The organism is Curtobacterium poinsettiae, assembly GCF_025677645.1.
Taxonomy (GTDB): domain Bacteria; phylum Actinomycetota; class Actinomycetes; order Actinomycetales; family Microbacteriaceae; genus Curtobacterium; species Curtobacterium poinsettiae_A.
Map to the genome: position 1 here is coordinate 569688 of NZ_CP106879.1, position 15572 is coordinate 585259.

The following is a 15572-nucleotide window of genomic DNA, read 5'->3' on the forward strand; positions in this document are numbered from 1 at the left end:
CAGGCGGTGCTCGACCGCGTCCCCACGGGCCTCCTGGTCGGCGGTGTCTGGCGGCCGGCGGCCGACGACGCGACCTTCGCCGTGGTCGACCCTGCGACCGGCGGAACACTCCTGCACATCGCCGACGCCTCACCCGAGGACGGCCGGAAGGCGCTCGACGCCGCCGTCGCCGCACGGCACGGGTGGGCGGCGACGCCGCCGCGGCAGCGCGCCGAGGTGCTGCGCCGCGCCTTCGACCTGCTGCAGGAGCGACGCGAGGAGTTCGCGCTCCTGATGACGCTGGAGATGGGCAAGCCCCTGGCCGAGGCCCGCGGCGAGGTCGCGTACGGCGGCGAGTTCCTCCGCTGGTTCTCGGAGGAAGCGGTCCGGATCGGCGGTTCGTACGGCACCAACCCGGAAGGGACCGGCCGCGCCACCGTCTCGCACAAGCCCGTCGGACCCGCGTTCCTGATCACGCCGTGGAACTTCCCGTTGGCGATGGCGACCCGCAAGATCGCACCGGCGCTCGCCGCCGGCTGCACCGTCGTCGTGAAGCCGGCCGAGCTGACGCCGCTGACCACCCTGCTGTTCGCCGACCTGCTCGTCGAGGCCGGTGTGCCCGCGGGCGTCGTCAACGTCGTCCCGACCACCCGGGCCGCCGCCGTCTCCGCGCCCGTGATCGCCGATCGCCGCCTGCGCAAGCTGTCCTTCACGGGGTCCACGCCGGTCGGACGCACGCTGCTCGGTCAGGCGGCACAGAACGTGCTCCGGACGAGCATGGAACTCGGGGGCAACGCCCCGTTCCTGGTGTTCGCCGACGCCGACCTCGACCTGGCGGTGGAGGGCGCCCTCGCCGCGAAGTTCCGGAACACCGGCCAGGCCTGCACCGCCGCGAACCGGTTCCTGGTGCACGAGGACGTCGCCGACGAGTTCACCCGCCGGGTCACCGAGCGGGTCGCCGCGATGCGGGTCGGCCGGGGGACCGAGGACGGCGTCACCATCGGGCCGCTCATCGACGCCCGCGCCGTGGACAAGGCCCACCGCCTGGTCACCGACGCGGTCGAGCGCGGAGCGACGGTCCGGACCGGCGGACACCCGGTCGACGGGCCCGGCACCTTCTACGCGCCGACGGTCCTGACCGACGTGCAGCCCGGCAGCGCGATCCTCGACGACGAGATCTTCGGGCCGGTGCTCGCGATCCGCACGTTCCACTCCGAGGACGAGGCCGTGGCCGCCGCGAACGACACCGAGTACGGTCTGGTCGGCTACGCGTTCACCGACGACCCGGCACGCGGGCAGCGCCTGATGGAGCGGCTCGAGACCGGCATGCTGGGGCTGAACACCGGGGTCGTGTCGAACGCCTCGGCACCGTTCGGCGGCGTGAAGCAGTCCGGCCTCGGTCGCGAGGGCGGCGGCGAGGGCATCGCCGAGTACCTCGAGACCATGTACACGCTGACCCCGGACCCGTTCCGGCACACCGACAGCACCACGACCGCACAAGGAGCAGCTCGATGATCGAGAAGGACGTCGTCGTCATCGGAGCCGGTGTCGCCGGTCTCACCGCCGCGAACCGCCTGCGGGCCGCAGGCCTGCGGGTCGCGGTGCTCGAGGCCCGCGACCGGGTGGGGGGCCGCACCTGGACGAACGACATCGACGGGGTGAGCCTGGAGATCGGCGGGCAGTGGGTCTCGCCCGACCAGACCGCACTGCTCGAGACCCTCGACGAGCTCGGCCTGCAGACGTACGACCGGTACCGCGAGGGCTCGAGTGTCTACATCGACGCGGACGGCACCCGGACCGAGTACACCGGCGACATCTTCCCGCTGCCCGAGGCCACGGCGAACGAGATCGAACGGCTCGTCGCCGTCGTCGACGAGTACGTCGCGAAGGTCGACCCGGCGCGCCCCTGGGAGACCCCGGACGCGGCCGCCCTCGACGAGGTCTCGTTCCGTGCCTGGCTGCACACGCTCAGCCCGGACCGTGTCGCCACCGACAACGTCGAGCTGTTCATCGCCGGCGCGATGCTCACGAAGCCCGCGCACGCGTTCTCGGCACTGCAGGCTCTGCTGATGGCGGCGTCCGCCGGGAGCTTCACCAACCTGGTCGACGCCGACTTCATCCTGGACAAGCGGGTCGTCGGCGGCATGCAGCAGGTGTCCGAGCGGCTCGCGGAGCGCCTCGGCGACGACGTGCACCTGAACGCCCCGGTCCGGACGCTGCGCTGGGGCGACGACGGGGTCGTCGCGCTCGCCGACGGCGGGATCGAGGTGCACGCCCGGCAGGCCCTCGTCGCGGTGCCGCCGCCCCTGTACTCGCGGATCTCGTACGAGCCTCCGTTGCCCCGACGCCAGCACCAGCTCCACCAGCACCTGTCGATGGGCTTCGTGATCAAGGTGCACGCCGTCTACGACCGTCCCTTCTGGCGTGCGGCGGGCCTGTCCGGCACCGCGTTCAGCCCGTACGAGGTCGTGCACGAGGCGTACGACAACACCTCGCACGGTTCCGAGCAGGGCACCCTGGTCGGGTTCGTCTCCGACCAGCACGCCGACGACCTGTTCGCGCTGTCCACCGAGGAACGGCGTGCCCGGGTGCTCGCCTCGCTGGCGCACTACTACGGCGACGAGGCCCTGTCGCCGGTCGTCTACTACGAGAGCGACTGGGGCACCGAGGAGTGGACGCGCGGCGCCTACGCCGCGAGCTTCGACCTGGGCGGGCTCGTCCGCTACGGCGCCGACCAGCGTGCCGCGGTCGGTCCGATCCGGTTCGCCTCGAGCGACCTGGCCGGGCAGGGCTACCAGCACGTCGACGGTGCCGTGCGCATCGGGCGCGAGGTCGCGGAGGAGATCCTCGCGGTCGTTCCGCAGACCACTACTGCGCGGTAACCGTATTGGTGGGTCACGGCTGGGTGCCGTGTCCAGGCGCTGACGTACCCAGGCGTTCGCGCGTACCGTCCGGGCCATGAGTGACGCAGCGAACGGGTCCAGCGACCCCAGCGAGGCCGAAGAGCAGTACACCGAGGACCTGCCAGACGGGTCGCCCACGGGCGACGCGACGGAGGACCCGCAGCAGGACAGCGACACCGACTCCGGCGGCGAGCCCGCCGACCCGCAGCAGTAGCGGCGACCGACGGACGGGAGGCGCGGTGCCAGCTGGCACCGTGCCTCCCGTCCGTCGTCACCCGGGTCCAGGGCGTCCGTCAGCCGATGCGGATCAGCTTCTTGTTCACGAACTCGTCGGCCCCCAGGGGGCCGAGCTCGCGGCCGAAGCCGCTGCCCTTGACGCCACCGAACGGCAGCTCCGGGCTGTCCGCGCCGACGATGTTCACGTAGACCATGCCGGCCTCGAGCCGGTCGGCGACCCGGAGTGCCTGGTCGGCGTCGGTGGTGAACAGGTACGAGCCGAGCCCGTACGGGGTGTCGTTGGCGAGTGCGACGGCGGCGTCCTCGTCGGCGACCCGGTACACGGCGGCGACGGGGCCGAAGAACTCCTCGCGGTAGGCGTCGTTGTCCGGCGAGACGTCCGTCAGGATCGTCGGCACGAAGGCGTTGCCCCGGCGATCGCCGCCGGTGACGACGGTCGCACCCTGCGCGACGGCGGATGCGAGCTGCTCCTGCAGCCGGTCCGCGGCGGTCGGTGACGACAGGGGGCCGAGTTCGGCACCCGGCACGGACGGATCGGTCGGCGAGACCGCCGACATCGCCGCGGTGAACTTCGCCAGGAACTCGTCGTACAGGCTGTCGACCACCAGGAAGCGCTTCGGGGCGTTGCAGACCTGCCCGTTGCCCTCGAGGCGGGTGGTGACGGCGGACTCGACGACGGCGTCCAGGTCGTCGGTGGACAGCACGATGAAGGGGTCCGATCCACCGAGCTCGAGCACGACCTTCGTGAGGTTCCGGCCCGCGATCTCGGCGACGGCGGCACCGGCGCGGGCGGACCCGGTCAGCGAGACGCCCTGCACGCGCGGGTCGGCGATGACGTCGGCGACCTGGTCGTTCGTCGCGAACACGTTCGTGTAGGCCCCGGCGGGGAAGCCGGCGTCGTGGAAGATCCGCTCGATGGCCAGGGCGGACTCCGGGCACTGCGGTGCGTGCTTGAGCAGGACGGTGTTGCCGATGACCAGGTTCGGGCCGGCGAACCGTGCGATCTGGTACGCGGGGAAGTTCCACGGCATGATGCCGAGCACGACGCCGATGGAGGCCTTGCGGATGAACGCGGACCCCGCGGACCCGTCCGCCAGGGTGATCGGCTGGTCGGCCAGGAACGCCTCCGCGTGGTCCGCGTAGTAGTCGTAGATGTCGGCGCAGAAGTCGACCTCGCCCTCGGCCTGGTCGATCGGCTTCGCCATCTCGCGCACGATCGTGGCGGCGAGTTCGGCGTGCCGCTCCCGGTACAGGTCCGCGACCCGGTGGAGCAGGGCTGCACGGTCGGCGACCGTCGTCGTCCGTGACCACTCGGTGTGCGCGCGGTCGGCGACTGCGACGGCGTCGTGCAGCTCGGCGTCCGTGATGGTCGGGTAGGTCTCGAGGGTCGTGCCGGTGGTGGGGTCGGTGACGGCGTACATGGCGTCCTCTCGTGGTGGCCGGTCAGGCCTGGTCGCTCTCGTGGTGGCCGGTCAGGCCTGGTCGGTCAGCTGCTTGTTCACACCGGTGACGGGCTGGTTCTCGTCGAAGCCCTTCGGTGCGACCCGGAAGCCCTTCGTGATGACGAGCAGGTAGACGAACCCGATCGCGGCCCACACTCCTCCTGCGATCAGGGCGTCGGCATGGAGCTGCGACCAGAGCACCCCGGTCAGGACCATCGCGAGGCCCGGCAGCACGATGTACTTCCAGCGGTCGCCCGCCGTGTGGCGACGGCCCTGCCGCACGGCGAAGTGCACGATGACCGTGGCGTTGACGAACGTGAACGCGACGAGGGCACCGAAGTTGATGTACGCGGCGACCGTGTCGAGCGAAAAGCTCATCGCCAGCAGGGTGACCGCGCCGACGAAGACGACGTTGAACACCGGGGTGTGCGTGCGGGGGTGCACGTAGCCGAAGACCCGCTTCGGCAGCACGTTGTTCCGGCCCATCACCATGAGCATGCGGGCGACGCTGGCGTGCGACGCGAGCCCCGAGGCGAGTGCGGCGACGAACCCGGCCGACACGAGGACCGCCTGGAACACCGGACCGCCGACGAGCAGGCCGATCTGGGGGAGCGGGTCGTCGGTGAACTCGCCGAACGGTGCGTTGGTGGGGAAGCGGAGCTGGGCGAAGTAGGCGGAGACCAGGAAGATCGCGCCACCGAGCAGGACCGTCAGCATGATGGCCTTCGGCATGATGCGGATCGACTTCGCCTCTTCCGTGTACATCGTCACGGCGTCGAAGCCGATGAACGAGAAGCACACCACCGTCGCACCGGTGAGCAGGGCCGACATCGTCACCCCGTCGTGCACGAAGGGCTCGGCGCTGACGATCGTGCCCGCACCGGCACCGTGGGTGAGCTCGATGACGGTGAAGACCACGAACGCGATCATCGCCAGGACCGCGCCGATGAGCAGCACCATGTTGAGGTTCGACGTCCCGCGCATCGACAGGCAGATGACCGTCGTCACGAACACCGTGTAGACGACGACGGTCACCCACGGCGGCAGGCCCGGGAACACCTGCTCCAGGTAGAGCCGGATGATCAGGGCGTTCACCATCGGCAGCAGCAGGTAGTCGAGCAGCGACGCCCAGCCGACCATGAAGCCGAGGTTCGGGTGCATCGACTCCCGGACGTACGTGTACGCCGAACCGGCGGCGGGGTAGACGCGCACCATCTTCCCGTAGCTGATCGCGGTGAGCGCCATGATGACCAGGGCGATGAGGTACGCGCTCGGCACCGCGCCGTCGGTCTGCCCGGACACGATGCCGAAGGTGTCGAACACGACCGTCGGGGTCATGTAGCCGAGGCCGAGTCCGACGATCGCCCAGAGCCCGAGGCTCCGCTTCAGCGACCCGCCGCGCACCGGTGCTGCCGGCGCGGTGACCGCGATCGGTGATGCCATGTGACTTCCCTGCTCTTCGGGGCCGGGCAGCGGTGCCCGGATCAGTTCGGAGCACCATACCGACGGGCCGGCAGTGGGTGGACCGGCCGCGGTGTACAGGCGATCAGGGCCCGCTGTACACCGCGGCGGTGGTTCAGGCCGCCGGTTGCTGCTGTGTGATGCAGTGCAGCCCACCACCCCGCGCGAACACCTGTCGCGCGTCGATCGAGCGGACCTGTCGGCCCGGGTACGCCTCGGCGAGGATGCCCCTGGCGCGGTCGTCAGTGACCGGGTCGCCGAACGCGCAGGCGATCACGGCGCCGTTCACCACGACGTGGTTCACGTAGTTCCAGTCCACCGGTCCACCGTCGTCGTCCGTCAGGGTCGACGGTGCCGGTAGTTCGACGATCGTCGCGTCCGTGGCCTGCTCGAGTGCCCGACGGATCTGCGGCATCACCAGGTGGTCCGGGTGGCCGGCATCCGGCTGGGCGTGCAGCAGGACCGTGCCCGGGTCGGCGAAGGTCGCCACCATGTCGACGTGGCCCCGGGTGCCGAAGCCGTCGTAGTCGCGCGTCAGGCCGCGGGGCAGCCAGACCACCCGCGTGGCACCGATCGTGCGGGCCAGCTCCAACTCGACGCGTTCCCGGTCGGCGTACGGGTTCCGGCGTGGGTCGAGCTGCACCGTCTCCGTCACGAGCACGGTGCCGGCACCGTCGACGTGGATCGCCCCGCCCTCGTTCACGAGCAACGAGCGGATCTGCCTGGCTCCCGCAGCATCGGCGACCGTGGCGGCGACCTCGGCGTCGCGCGTCCAGGTCGACCACGGGTTCGCGCCCCAGCCGTTGAAGACCCAGTCGACTGCGCCGAGCTCGCCGGTCACGTCGTCGACGACGAACGTCGGCCCGATGTCGCGCATCCAGAAGTCGTCCAGGGGCGCTTCGAGCACGTCCACCTGCTCCGACAGCAGCCGGCGGGCGTCGCTGCGCGCCACCGGGTCCACGACGATCGTGACGGGCTGGTGCTCGCTGATCGTGTTGGCCGTGGTCGCCCACGTCCGCCGCGCCGCCTCGGCGCTCGCCGCGTCGTCACCGAGCGTCAGGCCGGGGCGCGGGAACGCCATCCAGGTGCGTTCTTGCGGAGCCGTCTCGGGAGGCATCACCCACGTCATGCGCGTGCCTCCGGTCCGGCGTCGGTCGCCGCCACGGCCAGGGCCGCGTCGATCGCGTCGCGTGCGCCGTACGCGTGGTGTTCCTCGTCGACGGGTTCGACGAGTCCCGCGTACAGGTCGGGGCGCCGCGTGATGTAGAAGGGGAACAGCCGGAGCCACTCCGTCCGGGCCTCGAGGTCGAGGTCGGCCACGAGCACCGCGTCGGCGTCACGCGGTGCCTCGACGAGCACGCGGCCGAACGGGTCCGAGATGAAGGACGAGCCGTAGAACGTGATGTCGCCCTCGTCACCCCACCGGTTCGGCACGACCATGAACTGCCCGGCGGTGATGCCGTTCGCCACGATCACCCGCTGCCAGATCGGCGCGGTGTCGAAGTCGGGGAAGGTCGGTTCGGAGCCGATCGCCGTCGGGTACACGAGCACCTCGGACCCGGCGAGGCCGTAGGACCGGGCGACCTCGGGGAACCACTCGTCCCAGCACGTCGGCAGCCCGAGGCGCACGCCGAGTCCGGCGGGCTCGTACACCGGGAAGGCGTCGTCGTCCGTCCCCGGGCGGAAGTACGTGTCCTCGTGGTACCCGGCGCTGATCGGGATGTGGGTCTTCCGGGTCCGGCCGACCAGGGTGCCGTCGGGCGCGACGAGGATCGCCGTGTTGTACCCGCGCGGGTCGTCGGGCTGGTCGTCGTCATCCGGCCGCTCATAGAGGGAGGCGTGCACGAACACCCCGTGCTGGATCGCCTGGGCACGGGCGAAGGCGACGGTCGGACCGTCCTGCAGCGACTCGGCGAGGTCCTTCGGGGTCCCGCTCGCCGGGGAGTCGCCCGGGTAGCGGCGCAGCGTGAGTTCGGGCAGGAACACCGCGGTGGCTCCGTGCGCTGCGGCGGTCGCGATGCCGTCGGCGAGCTGGGCTCGGTGCTCGTGCGGGTCGGGGAGCCACCGCACCTGCACGAGGGCGACGCGGAGGGACCGGCGGGGTGCGCCGGTGTCGGCGTGCAGCGGCGACGGGAGCGAGGGTGCGGTGACGACGTCCATGCGCCATTGTTGATCACACGATCAACTATCGCAAGACCTCGGTTTCGAACCTCGAATATCAGTATGCTGGTCTCGGGTTCCGTATCGTCGCCGGGACGCGGGCCCGGGCAGAGAAGAAGCCCACCACTGCAGCAACAGTGGTGGGCTTCGATTTGTCCTCCGAGTGGAGAACGAGGGACGAACTGGGTCCCGAGCCTGAAACTCGGAGCCAGTGTAACGCGCTCGTCGAGCGAGTTGCATCCCTCGGCCTGCGCTTCTCGTGTCCGCCGGCGCTGACACGAAGGTGGTCCGATGTCGAACGACACCGAACCGCGTCGCGGCCGTCGAGTGCCGTGGTTGGGGATCGCGAGCTTGCTCGTGACCGTGGCCCGGTTCCTGCTCGAGCTGTGGCGCAAGGGCTGAGCCCCAGGGCACCCCGCGCATCTCGCGCGGGGTGCCCGTCGGGTCGTGTCGGGAGGGTCAGCTGATGATGTTGACCGCGCGCGAGATGACCAGTGCCAGCAGGATGAACCCGCTGAGCGCCTGGTAGGCCATGATCATCTTCGCTCGGACGGTCATCGGCATCGTGTCCGTCGGGCTGAACGCCATCATGTTCGTCATCGCCACGTAGAGGTAGTCGAGGTAGACCGGCCGCCAGTCCGCGGTCTTCGGGTCGGTCTCCTGCGGGAACTGGAAGTCTGCCTCGGCACTCGCCTACAGCTCGGGGCGACGCCGTGCCACCGGACCCCCGCGGTCGAGCTCCCAGTAGACGAGCCCGAACACGATGATCGTGCTCACCCAGACCTGCAGCGCGGTGAGCAGCACGGCCGCACCGTCCGCGTGCCCGCCGAGCAGCTCGGTGATGGTCCGGATGACGGTGAGCTGGCTGGCGACGGTGAGCAGGGCCGCGAGCGCGAACGACAGCCAGCGTGACCAGGTGGTCTCGCGCGTCAGACGCCGCGGGTTGAAGACGATGAGCGGAGCGAGCAGCAGGACGCCCAGGACGGGCACCACCCACGACGGGAAGAACAGCACCTCGTCCGGCAGGAACAGGCTCAGCGCCAGGTTCACCAGGACCGCGACGGCGACCGGTGCCCGGTGTTCGTGTCTCGGTCGGGTCCTCGTCGGGGTCACGGAGCGAGTGTCGCACGGGCCGACACCCGCGGGGGTGCGCTCAGGGCGTGGACAGCGGGTCGGCGAGCGAGAGCGGCTCGACCTGGGTGCCGAGCAACCGCCCGGCCGCCCGCAGCCCGGACAGCAGCGCCCCGTGCACCGTCGCCGGGTCGTCGCTCCACGTGGCCTCGCCGGCGAGCTGCACCCGGCCGGACGGGGTGCCGAGCAGGTCGTGGTCGTCGGGTGACGCCCCGACGTGCAGGTACGAGTACGAGCCCCGCGAGAACGGGTCCTCGGCCCACCGGGTGATCCGGAACGCCTCGGGTCGGGGGACGGACGGGCCGAACATCTTCCGCAGCGCTGCCACCCCCTCGTCGACGACCATGGCGTCCGGCAGGGTCTCGAGCCGACGGGCTCCGGCACCACCGACCAGGGCGGCGAGCACCGGCGCACCGGTCACCCGGGACATGTCGTACCAGGAGTGCCAGTCGACGCCGGCGGACCCCTGCTGCCGGATCACCCACGAGTCGCCCCAGAACCGTGTGGGGAACCGCAGGAACACCTTGTCGTAGGTGCCCATCCCGAGCCGGCCGAGCGCTCCGGTCACCGGCGCGGACAGGGGCGGGTCGAAGACCACGTCGCCGGCCTGCAGCACCCCGAGCGGCACGGTGACGACGACCTGCGGCGCGACGACGGTGGTGCCGTCGGCGAGCCCCACGGTGACGGCGTCGCCCGTTCGGGCAACCGACCGCACGACCGACGACAGCCGGACGTCGAGACCCTCGGCCAGCGCGCGGGCGTACTGGGCGTAGCCGCCGGGGAACACCACCTCGTCACCGGGGACGTGCTCCTCGTCGAGGCCGTGGGCGTCGAGGACGGTGACGGGTGCGCCGCAGAGGTCCTCCGAACGGTGGGCCGTGTACTCGCGGACCCGTGCGGCTCGGTCGCCCTGCCACCGCAGCGACCGCAGCACGGTGTCGACGGCGGCCGCGTAGGTCGAGGGCGGGGGCGCTTGCGCGACGACGGCGTCGAGGGCCGCGTCGACGGTGTGCAGGTCCGCCACGAACGCCGACGCGTCCTCGGCGGAGAGTGCGGCGCCGGACGGGCCGTGCCACGCGATCGGACGGCCGTCGAACTGGAAGCTCCCGACCGTGAACTCCACGGTGTCGATGCCGAACCGGGGCGCCAGGGCCCAGAGCGGGTTGCCGTCGACCCCGTGGATCCACGAGGCGCCGAGGTCGACCGGCACTCCGAGCGACGAATCGGTCCAGGTGCGCCCGCCGATCCGGTCGCGGGCCTCGAGCACGACGACCCGCTGCCCGCCGAGTGTGAGCGCCCGGGCGGCGGCGAGCCCGGCGACCCCCGCCCCGACGACCACGACGTCGGCGTCGAGACCAGCAGCCATCAGTGCCCTCCGGTCAGCGGTGCCATGAGCCGGGCCGCCAGACTCGGCCGTCCGGTCAGCGCTTCTTCGCGGTCGGCCAGGTCGGTCGCGACGAGTCCCGCGTTCGCCCCGAGGAACCGCAGCGGCTCGGGTTCCCAGTCGGGCGATCGGTGGTTCACCCACGGCAGGGCGGTCAGCGACGTCGACTCCCCGCGCACGAGGTCAGCGAGGGTCCGTCCGGCCAGGTTCGTCGTCGACAGGCCGTCGCCGACGTACCCGCCGGCGCTGCCGACGTGGCCGTCCCAGGTCACCGAGGCGCACCAGTCGCGCGGCACCCCGAGCGGTCCGCCCCACGTGTGGGTGACCGGGGCGTCCGCGACGACGGGGAACAGGTCGACCAGGGCGTTCCGCAGGTGCTCGAACACCCGCGGCACCCGGTCGTACCCCGGCGTGATCGAGGACCCCCAGTGGTAGCGGGCTCCGCGGCCGCCGAACCCCAGCCGGTCGTCGGCCGTCCGCTGCCCGTACACCAGCAGGTGCCGGTAGTCGGAGAACGTCTGCCCGTGCTCGAGCCCGATGCGATCCCACGCGGACGCCGGCAGCGGGGCCGTCGCGATCATGAGCGAGTACAGCGGCAGGATCCGCCGCTTCGTCTGCTCCAGCTGGGCGCCGTAGCCCTCGACCGCGATCACCACGGCGCCCGCCGTGACGGTGCCGCGCGCCGTGACCACACGCCCGCGATCCCAGGACGAGACGGGCGTGTGCTCCGCGATCCGGACGCCACGGGCCTCCAGGGCGGCCGCGAGGCCACGCACCAACGCGGCGGGCTGCACGCGCGCGCAGTCCGGGGTCCACGCGACACCCGCCGATCCGGCGGCGTCGCCCGCTCGAGCGGGTCGCCACGTCATGTCGTCGCCCCATGCCGCGGAGGACGCGACCTCGTCGTGGGCGGCGCGTTCCTGCACGGCGGAGCGTGCGTACAGGACGGTCCCGCCCTTCACGTAGTCGCAGTCGACCTCGGCTTCGGCCGCGGCGCGGCCGACCTCGTCGACGGTGTCGCGCATGGCGGCCCGCAGCGCCAGCGCAGCGTCTCGCCCGTGCTCCGCGGCGATCGCGGAGGCGGACCGCGGGAACAGCGCCGAGCACCAGCCGCCGTTCCGACCGGACGCGCCGAAGCCGGCGATCTCGCGTTCCAGGACGAGGATCTGGAGGCCCGGGTCGGCCTGGTGCAGGTACCAGGCGGTCCAGAGACCCGTCAGTCCACCGCCCACGATCACGACGTCGGCCGTCGTGTCGCCGTCGAGCGGCGGCCGGGGCGTCAGGTCGTCGCGTCCGGTGGACGCGAGCTGGTCGAGCCAGAACGAGACGCCCCGGTAGCCGCTCACGGTCAGATCTTCGTCCAGGCCTCGGACAGGACACTGCGCAGGATCGACGTCATCTCGCGGAACTCCGGCTGCCCGATGGTCAGCGGCGGTGCGAGCTGCACGACCGGGTCACCGCGGTCGTCGGCCCGGCAGTACAGCCCCGCGTCGAACAGCGCCTTCGACAGGAACCCGCGCAGGAGCCGCTCGGACTCGTCGTCGTCGAAGGTCGTCTTGGTGGCCTTGTCCTTGACGAGCTCGATGCCGTAGAAGTAGCCGTCACCGCGGACGTCCCCGACGATCGGCAGGTCGAGCAGGGTGTCGAGCTCGGCGCGGAAGAGCGGCGCGTTCTGCTGCACGTTGGCGAGCAGCCCCTCTTCCTCGAAGATGTCGAGGTTCTCCATCGCGACGGCGGCCGACACCGGGTGCCCGCCGAACGTGTAGCCGTGGTAGAAGGTCGTGTCCCCCTTGGCGAACGGCTCGAACAGCCGGTCGCTGATGATCGTCGCGCCGATCGGGGAGTACCCGGAGGTCATCGCCTTGGCGCACGTGATCATGTCGGGCACGAAGCCGTAGGTGTCGCAGGCGAACATCGTGCCGATCCGGCCGAAGGCGCAGATGACCTCGTCCGAAACGAGCAGCACGTCGTACTCGTCGCAGATCTCGCGCACCCGCTGGAAGTACCCCGGCGGCGGCGTGAAGCAGCCGCCGGAGTTCTGCACCGGCTCGAGGAACACCGCGGCGACGGTGTCGGGGCCCTCGAACTCGATCATCTCGCGGATCCGCTCCGCCGCCCAGAAGCCGAACTGCTCCTCGGTGCCCCCGGGGAAGCCCATCTCCTCGGCGCGGTAGGAGTTCGTGTTCGGGACCCGGAAGCCGCCGGGGGTCAGGGGCTCGAACATCTCCTTCATCGCCGGGATGCCGGTGATCGCCAGGGCGCCCTGCGGGGTGCCGTGGTAAGCGACCGCGCGGGAGATCACCTTGTGCTTCATCGGCTTGCCCTGGAGCTTCCAGTAGTACTTCGCGAGCTTGAAGGCGGTCTCCACCGCCTCGCCGCCGCCCGTGGAGTAGAAGACCTTGTTGAGGTCACCGGGGGCGTGCTCGGCCAGCCGGTCGGCGAGCTCGATCGCCGCGGGGTGCGCGTACGACCAGATCGGGAAGAAGCTCAGCGTCTCCGCCTGCTTCGCGGCCATCTCGGCCAGGCGCTTCCGCCCGTGCCCGGCGGCGACGACGAACAGGCCGGACAGCCCGTCGATGTACTCCTTGCCGTGGCTGTCGTAGACGTGGTGGCCCTCGCCGCGCACCATGATCGGCACGTCGGCGCCGGCCTGGTTCGCACCGTGCCGGGCGAAGTGCATCCACAGGTGGTCCCGGGACTTCCGCTGCAGGTCGGCGTCGTCGACCGGCGCGAACGGGTCGTAGGAGTGGAGGCGAGCGGCCGGGCCCGTCGTGGTCCGGCCTGTGGCCTGTTCGGAGATGGTCATCGCGTTCCCCAGTCGTAGAGCTGTTTGCGGAGTTGCAGGTAGACGAAGGTCTCGGTGCCGGCGACGCCCGGGATGGCCCGGATGGTGCCGTTGAGCAGTTCGATCAGGTCGTCGTCGTCCTCGCACACGACCTCGACCATCAGGTCGAAGCTGCCGGCGGTCATCACGAGGTAGTCGACCGCCGGCAGCTGTTCCAGGGCATCGGCGACGGTTCGGGTGTCGCCGCTGACCCGGATGCCGATCATCGCCTGGCGGTGGAAGCCCAGTTGCATCGGGTCGGTGACCGCGACGATCTGCATGACGCCGGTCTCGGTCAGCTTCTGCACGCGCTGTCGGACCGCCGCTTCACTGAGACCGACGGCCTTGCCGATCTCGCCGTACGGGCGGCGCCCGTCCGCCTGGAGTTGTTCGATGATCCGCTTCGAGGTGTCGTCGATCGGTCCCGGACGTCGTGGTGCTGCCGCCATGCCGGACAGCATGGCAGCGAGGTTCGGGGTGCGCAAGGGATTCCGTTGTGAACACCGTGTTTCGCGACGATTTCCGTTGTTACGGTTCTCCACAACCTCCGGATCCTTCTTCCGCGCCGCTGGAATCCGTGTCAGTATCACCGCCATGCTGGACGCACAGAGCACGGCGACGGCGGACACCGACACCCGGGTCCTGCGGAACTTCATCGGGGGTACCTCCGTCGAGTCGACCGCCGACACCACGTTCGACCTGGTCGACCCGACCGACGAGCACGTCTACGGCACGTCCCCGGTGTCCACCCCTGCCGACGTCGACGCCGCCTTCGGTGCGGCGGCGACCGCGTTCGAGACCTGGCGCCGCACCACCCCCGGCGAACGACAGCTCGCCCTGTTCCGGATCGCCGACGCGATGGAGCAGCGGGCGTCGGAGTTCGCCGACCTCGAGTCGCTCGACACCGGGAAGCCCCGCGCCACCCTGGTCGAGGACGAGATCCTGCTGTCCGTCGACCAGATCCGCTTCTTCGCCGGGGCCGCCCGGAACCTCGAGGGCCGGAGCGCGGGCGAGTACCTGGCCGACCACACGTCGTTCGTCCGGCGCGAGCCCATCGGTGTCGTCGCCCAGGTCACCCCGTGGAACTACCCGCTCAACATGGCGGTGTGGAAGTTCGCCCCGGCGCTCGCTGCGGGGAACACCACCGTGCTCAAGCCGAGCGACACGACACCCCTGTCGACGCTGCTGCTCGCCGAGGTCGCCGCGGAGTTCCTGCCGCCGGGGGTCCTGAACGTCGTCGTGGGGGACCGCACCACCGGTGCCGCGATGGTCGACAACCCCACCCCGCAGCTCGTGTCCATCACCGGGTCCGTCCGCGCCGGCACGGAAGTCGCCCGCGCCGCCGCCGGTGACCTCAAGCGCACCCACCTCGAGCTCGGCGGCAAGGCCCCCGTGATCGTGTTCGACGACGCGGACATCCCCGCCGCCGTCGCCGGCATCGTCGCCGCCGGGTTCTTCAACGCCGGACAGGACTGCACCGCGGCCACCCGGTTGCTCGTGCAGGACGGCATCCACGACGAGTTCGTGGCGGCGCTCGCAGAAGAAGCACGGCACAACGCGCGAACCGGGTCAGACGGTTACTTCGGTCCGGTGAACAACGCGAACCAGCTCGCCCAGGTCCGGTCGTTCCTCGACACGCTCCCCGACCACGCCACGATCGAGCTCGGCGGCGCACGACAGGGCGACCGCGGGTACTTCCACGAGGCCACGATCGTCTCCGGTCTGCGCCAGGACGACCGTGCCGTGCAGCAGGAGATCTTCGGTCCGGTGCAGACCGTGCAGCGGTTCTCGACGGAACAGCAGGCCCTGACGTGGGCGAACGACGTCGAGTACGGGCTCGCGAGCTCGGTGTGGACGACCGACCACTCCCGGGCGATGCGCTTCGCCCGCGACCTGGACTCCGGCTGCGTGTGGATCAACACGCACATCCCGATCGTCGCCGAGATGCCCCACGGCGGGTTCAAGCACAGCGGGTACGGCAAGGACCTGTCCCAGTACGGCTTCGACGACTACACCCGCATCAAGCACGTCATGTCCTACATCGGCTGAGG

Annotated in this window: 14 protein-coding genes; 4 read left to right on the plus strand and 10 right to left on the minus strand. The window is 71.0% G+C overall.

Going from position 1 to position 15572, the window contains the following annotated elements; translation table 11 throughout:
* Positions 1 to 6: 6 nt before the first annotated feature.
* The 3 genes from OE229_RS02860 (at position 7) to OE229_RS02870 (ending at position 3096) form a co-directional block, all read left to right on the plus strand.
* Positions 7 to 1494 (plus strand): NAD-dependent succinate-semialdehyde dehydrogenase, encoded by a 1488-nt coding sequence (locus OE229_RS02860; protein WP_410007330.1) that lies wholly within the window; start codon positions 7 to 9, stop codon positions 1492 to 1494.
* Entirely contained in the window at positions 1491 to 2861 is a 1371-nt protein-coding gene (locus OE229_RS02865) for a flavin monoamine oxidase family protein (protein WP_262139649.1), read from the plus strand. Before OE229_RS02860 ends, OE229_RS02865 begins: the two co-directional genes overlap by 4 nt.
* Positions 2862 to 2937: 76 nt before the next feature.
* A complete protein-coding gene (locus tag OE229_RS02870) occupies positions 2938 to 3096 on the plus strand; it encodes a hypothetical protein (RefSeq protein ID WP_262139650.1) in 159 nt (52 codons plus the stop codon).
* Positions 3097 to 3175: 79 nt separating this feature from the next.
* On the opposite strand, the gene OE229_RS02875 is transcribed toward OE229_RS02870, so the two are convergent.
* The 10 genes from OE229_RS02875 to OE229_RS02920 all read right to left on the minus strand — a co-directional run bounded on the left by OE229_RS02875 (position 3176) and on the right by OE229_RS02920 (position 13982).
* Positions 3176 to 4540: an NAD-dependent succinate-semialdehyde dehydrogenase gene (locus tag OE229_RS02875; RefSeq protein WP_262139651.1), complete on the minus strand. Its 1365-nt coding sequence runs from the start codon at positions 4538 to 4540 to the stop codon at positions 3176 to 3178.
* A gap of 51 nt (positions 4541 to 4591) precedes the next feature.
* Complete coding sequence (locus OE229_RS02880) at positions 4592 to 6004, minus strand: APC family permease (protein ID WP_182064156.1); 1413 nt, start codon at positions 6002 to 6004, stop codon at positions 4592 to 4594.
* A 133-nt stretch (positions 6005 to 6137) separates the two neighbouring features.
* Complete coding sequence (locus OE229_RS02885; RefSeq protein WP_263344994.1) at positions 6138 to 7151, minus strand: agmatine deiminase family protein; 1014 nt, start codon at positions 7149 to 7151, stop codon at positions 6138 to 6140.
* Positions 7148 to 8182, minus strand: a complete 1035-nt coding sequence (locus OE229_RS02890; RefSeq protein WP_262139654.1) for a nitrilase-related carbon-nitrogen hydrolase — start codon at positions 8180 to 8182, stop codon at positions 7148 to 7150. The genes OE229_RS02885 and OE229_RS02890 overlap by 4 nt, the downstream gene beginning before the upstream one ends.
* Positions 8183 to 8641: 459 nt before the next feature.
* The gene (locus OE229_RS02895) at positions 8642 to 8788 is read right to left on the minus strand and encodes a hypothetical protein (protein WP_262139655.1); all 147 of its coding nucleotides are present in this window, start codon (positions 8786 to 8788) and stop codon (positions 8642 to 8644) included.
* An 87-nt stretch (positions 8789 to 8875) separates the two neighbouring features.
* Positions 8876 to 9295, minus strand: a complete 420-nt coding sequence (locus tag OE229_RS02900) for a hypothetical protein (RefSeq protein WP_262139656.1) — start codon at positions 9293 to 9295, stop codon at positions 8876 to 8878.
* 40 nt (positions 9296 to 9335) lie between these two features.
* Positions 9336 to 10679, minus strand: a complete 1344-nt coding sequence (locus OE229_RS02905; RefSeq protein WP_262139657.1) for a flavin monoamine oxidase family protein — start codon at positions 10677 to 10679, stop codon at positions 9336 to 9338.
* The gene (locus OE229_RS02910) at positions 10679 to 12043 is read right to left on the minus strand and encodes an NAD(P)/FAD-dependent oxidoreductase (protein ID WP_262139659.1); all 1365 of its coding nucleotides are present in this window, start codon (positions 12041 to 12043) and stop codon (positions 10679 to 10681) included. The genes OE229_RS02905 and OE229_RS02910 overlap by 1 nt, the downstream gene beginning before the upstream one ends.
* A gap of 2 nt (positions 12044 to 12045) precedes the next feature.
* On the minus strand, positions 12046 to 13503 hold the full coding sequence (locus OE229_RS02915; protein WP_182064162.1) for an aspartate aminotransferase family protein: 1458 nt from the start codon (positions 13501 to 13503) through the stop codon (positions 12046 to 12048).
* A complete protein-coding gene (locus tag OE229_RS02920; RefSeq protein WP_035809531.1) occupies positions 13500 to 13982 on the minus strand; it encodes an Lrp/AsnC family transcriptional regulator in 483 nt (160 codons plus the stop codon). The genes OE229_RS02915 and OE229_RS02920 overlap by 4 nt, the downstream gene beginning before the upstream one ends.
* A 133-nt stretch (positions 13983 to 14115) precedes the next feature.
* On the opposite strand from OE229_RS02920, the gene OE229_RS02925 reads away from it, so the two are divergent.
* Entirely contained in the window at positions 14116 to 15570 is a 1455-nt protein-coding gene (locus tag OE229_RS02925; protein ID WP_262139660.1) for a gamma-aminobutyraldehyde dehydrogenase, read from the plus strand.
* Positions 15571 to 15572: the final 2 nt, after the last annotated feature.

Excerpts from the sequence above, each read along its gene's own strand:
- OE229_RS02865 (WP_262139649.1), top strand. The coding sequence starts at position 1,491 with ATGATCGAGAAGGACGTCGTCGTCATCGGAGCCGGTGTCGCCGGTCTC.
- OE229_RS02870 (WP_262139650.1), top strand. The coding sequence starts at position 2,938 with ATGAGTGACGCAGCGAACGGGTCCAGCGACCCCAGCGAGGCCGAAGAG.
- OE229_RS02875 (WP_262139651.1), bottom strand. The coding sequence starts at position 4,540 with ATGTACGCCGTCACCGACCCCACCACCGGCACGACCCTCGAGACCTAC.
- OE229_RS02880 (WP_182064156.1), bottom strand. The coding sequence starts at position 6,004 with ATGGCATCACCGATCGCGGTCACCGCGCCGGCAGCACCGGTGCGCGGC.
- OE229_RS02885 (WP_263344994.1), bottom strand. The coding sequence starts at position 7,151 with ATGACGTGGGTGATGCCTCCCGAGACGGCTCCGCAAGAACGCACCTGG.
- OE229_RS02890 (WP_262139654.1), bottom strand. The coding sequence starts at position 8,182 with ATGGACGTCGTCACCGCACCCTCGCTCCCGTCGCCGCTGCACGCCGAC.
- OE229_RS02905 (WP_262139657.1), bottom strand. The coding sequence starts at position 10,679 with ATGGCTGCTGGTCTCGACGCCGACGTCGTGGTCGTCGGGGCGGGGGTC.
- OE229_RS02915 (WP_182064162.1), bottom strand. The coding sequence starts at position 13,503 with ATGACCATCTCCGAACAGGCCACAGGCCGGACCACGACGGGCCCGGCC.
- OE229_RS02920 (WP_035809531.1), bottom strand. The coding sequence starts at position 13,982 with ATGCTGTCCGGCATGGCGGCAGCACCACGACGTCCGGGACCGATCGAC.
- OE229_RS02925 (WP_262139660.1), top strand. The coding sequence starts at position 14,116 with ATGCTGGACGCACAGAGCACGGCGACGGCGGACACCGACACCCGGGTC.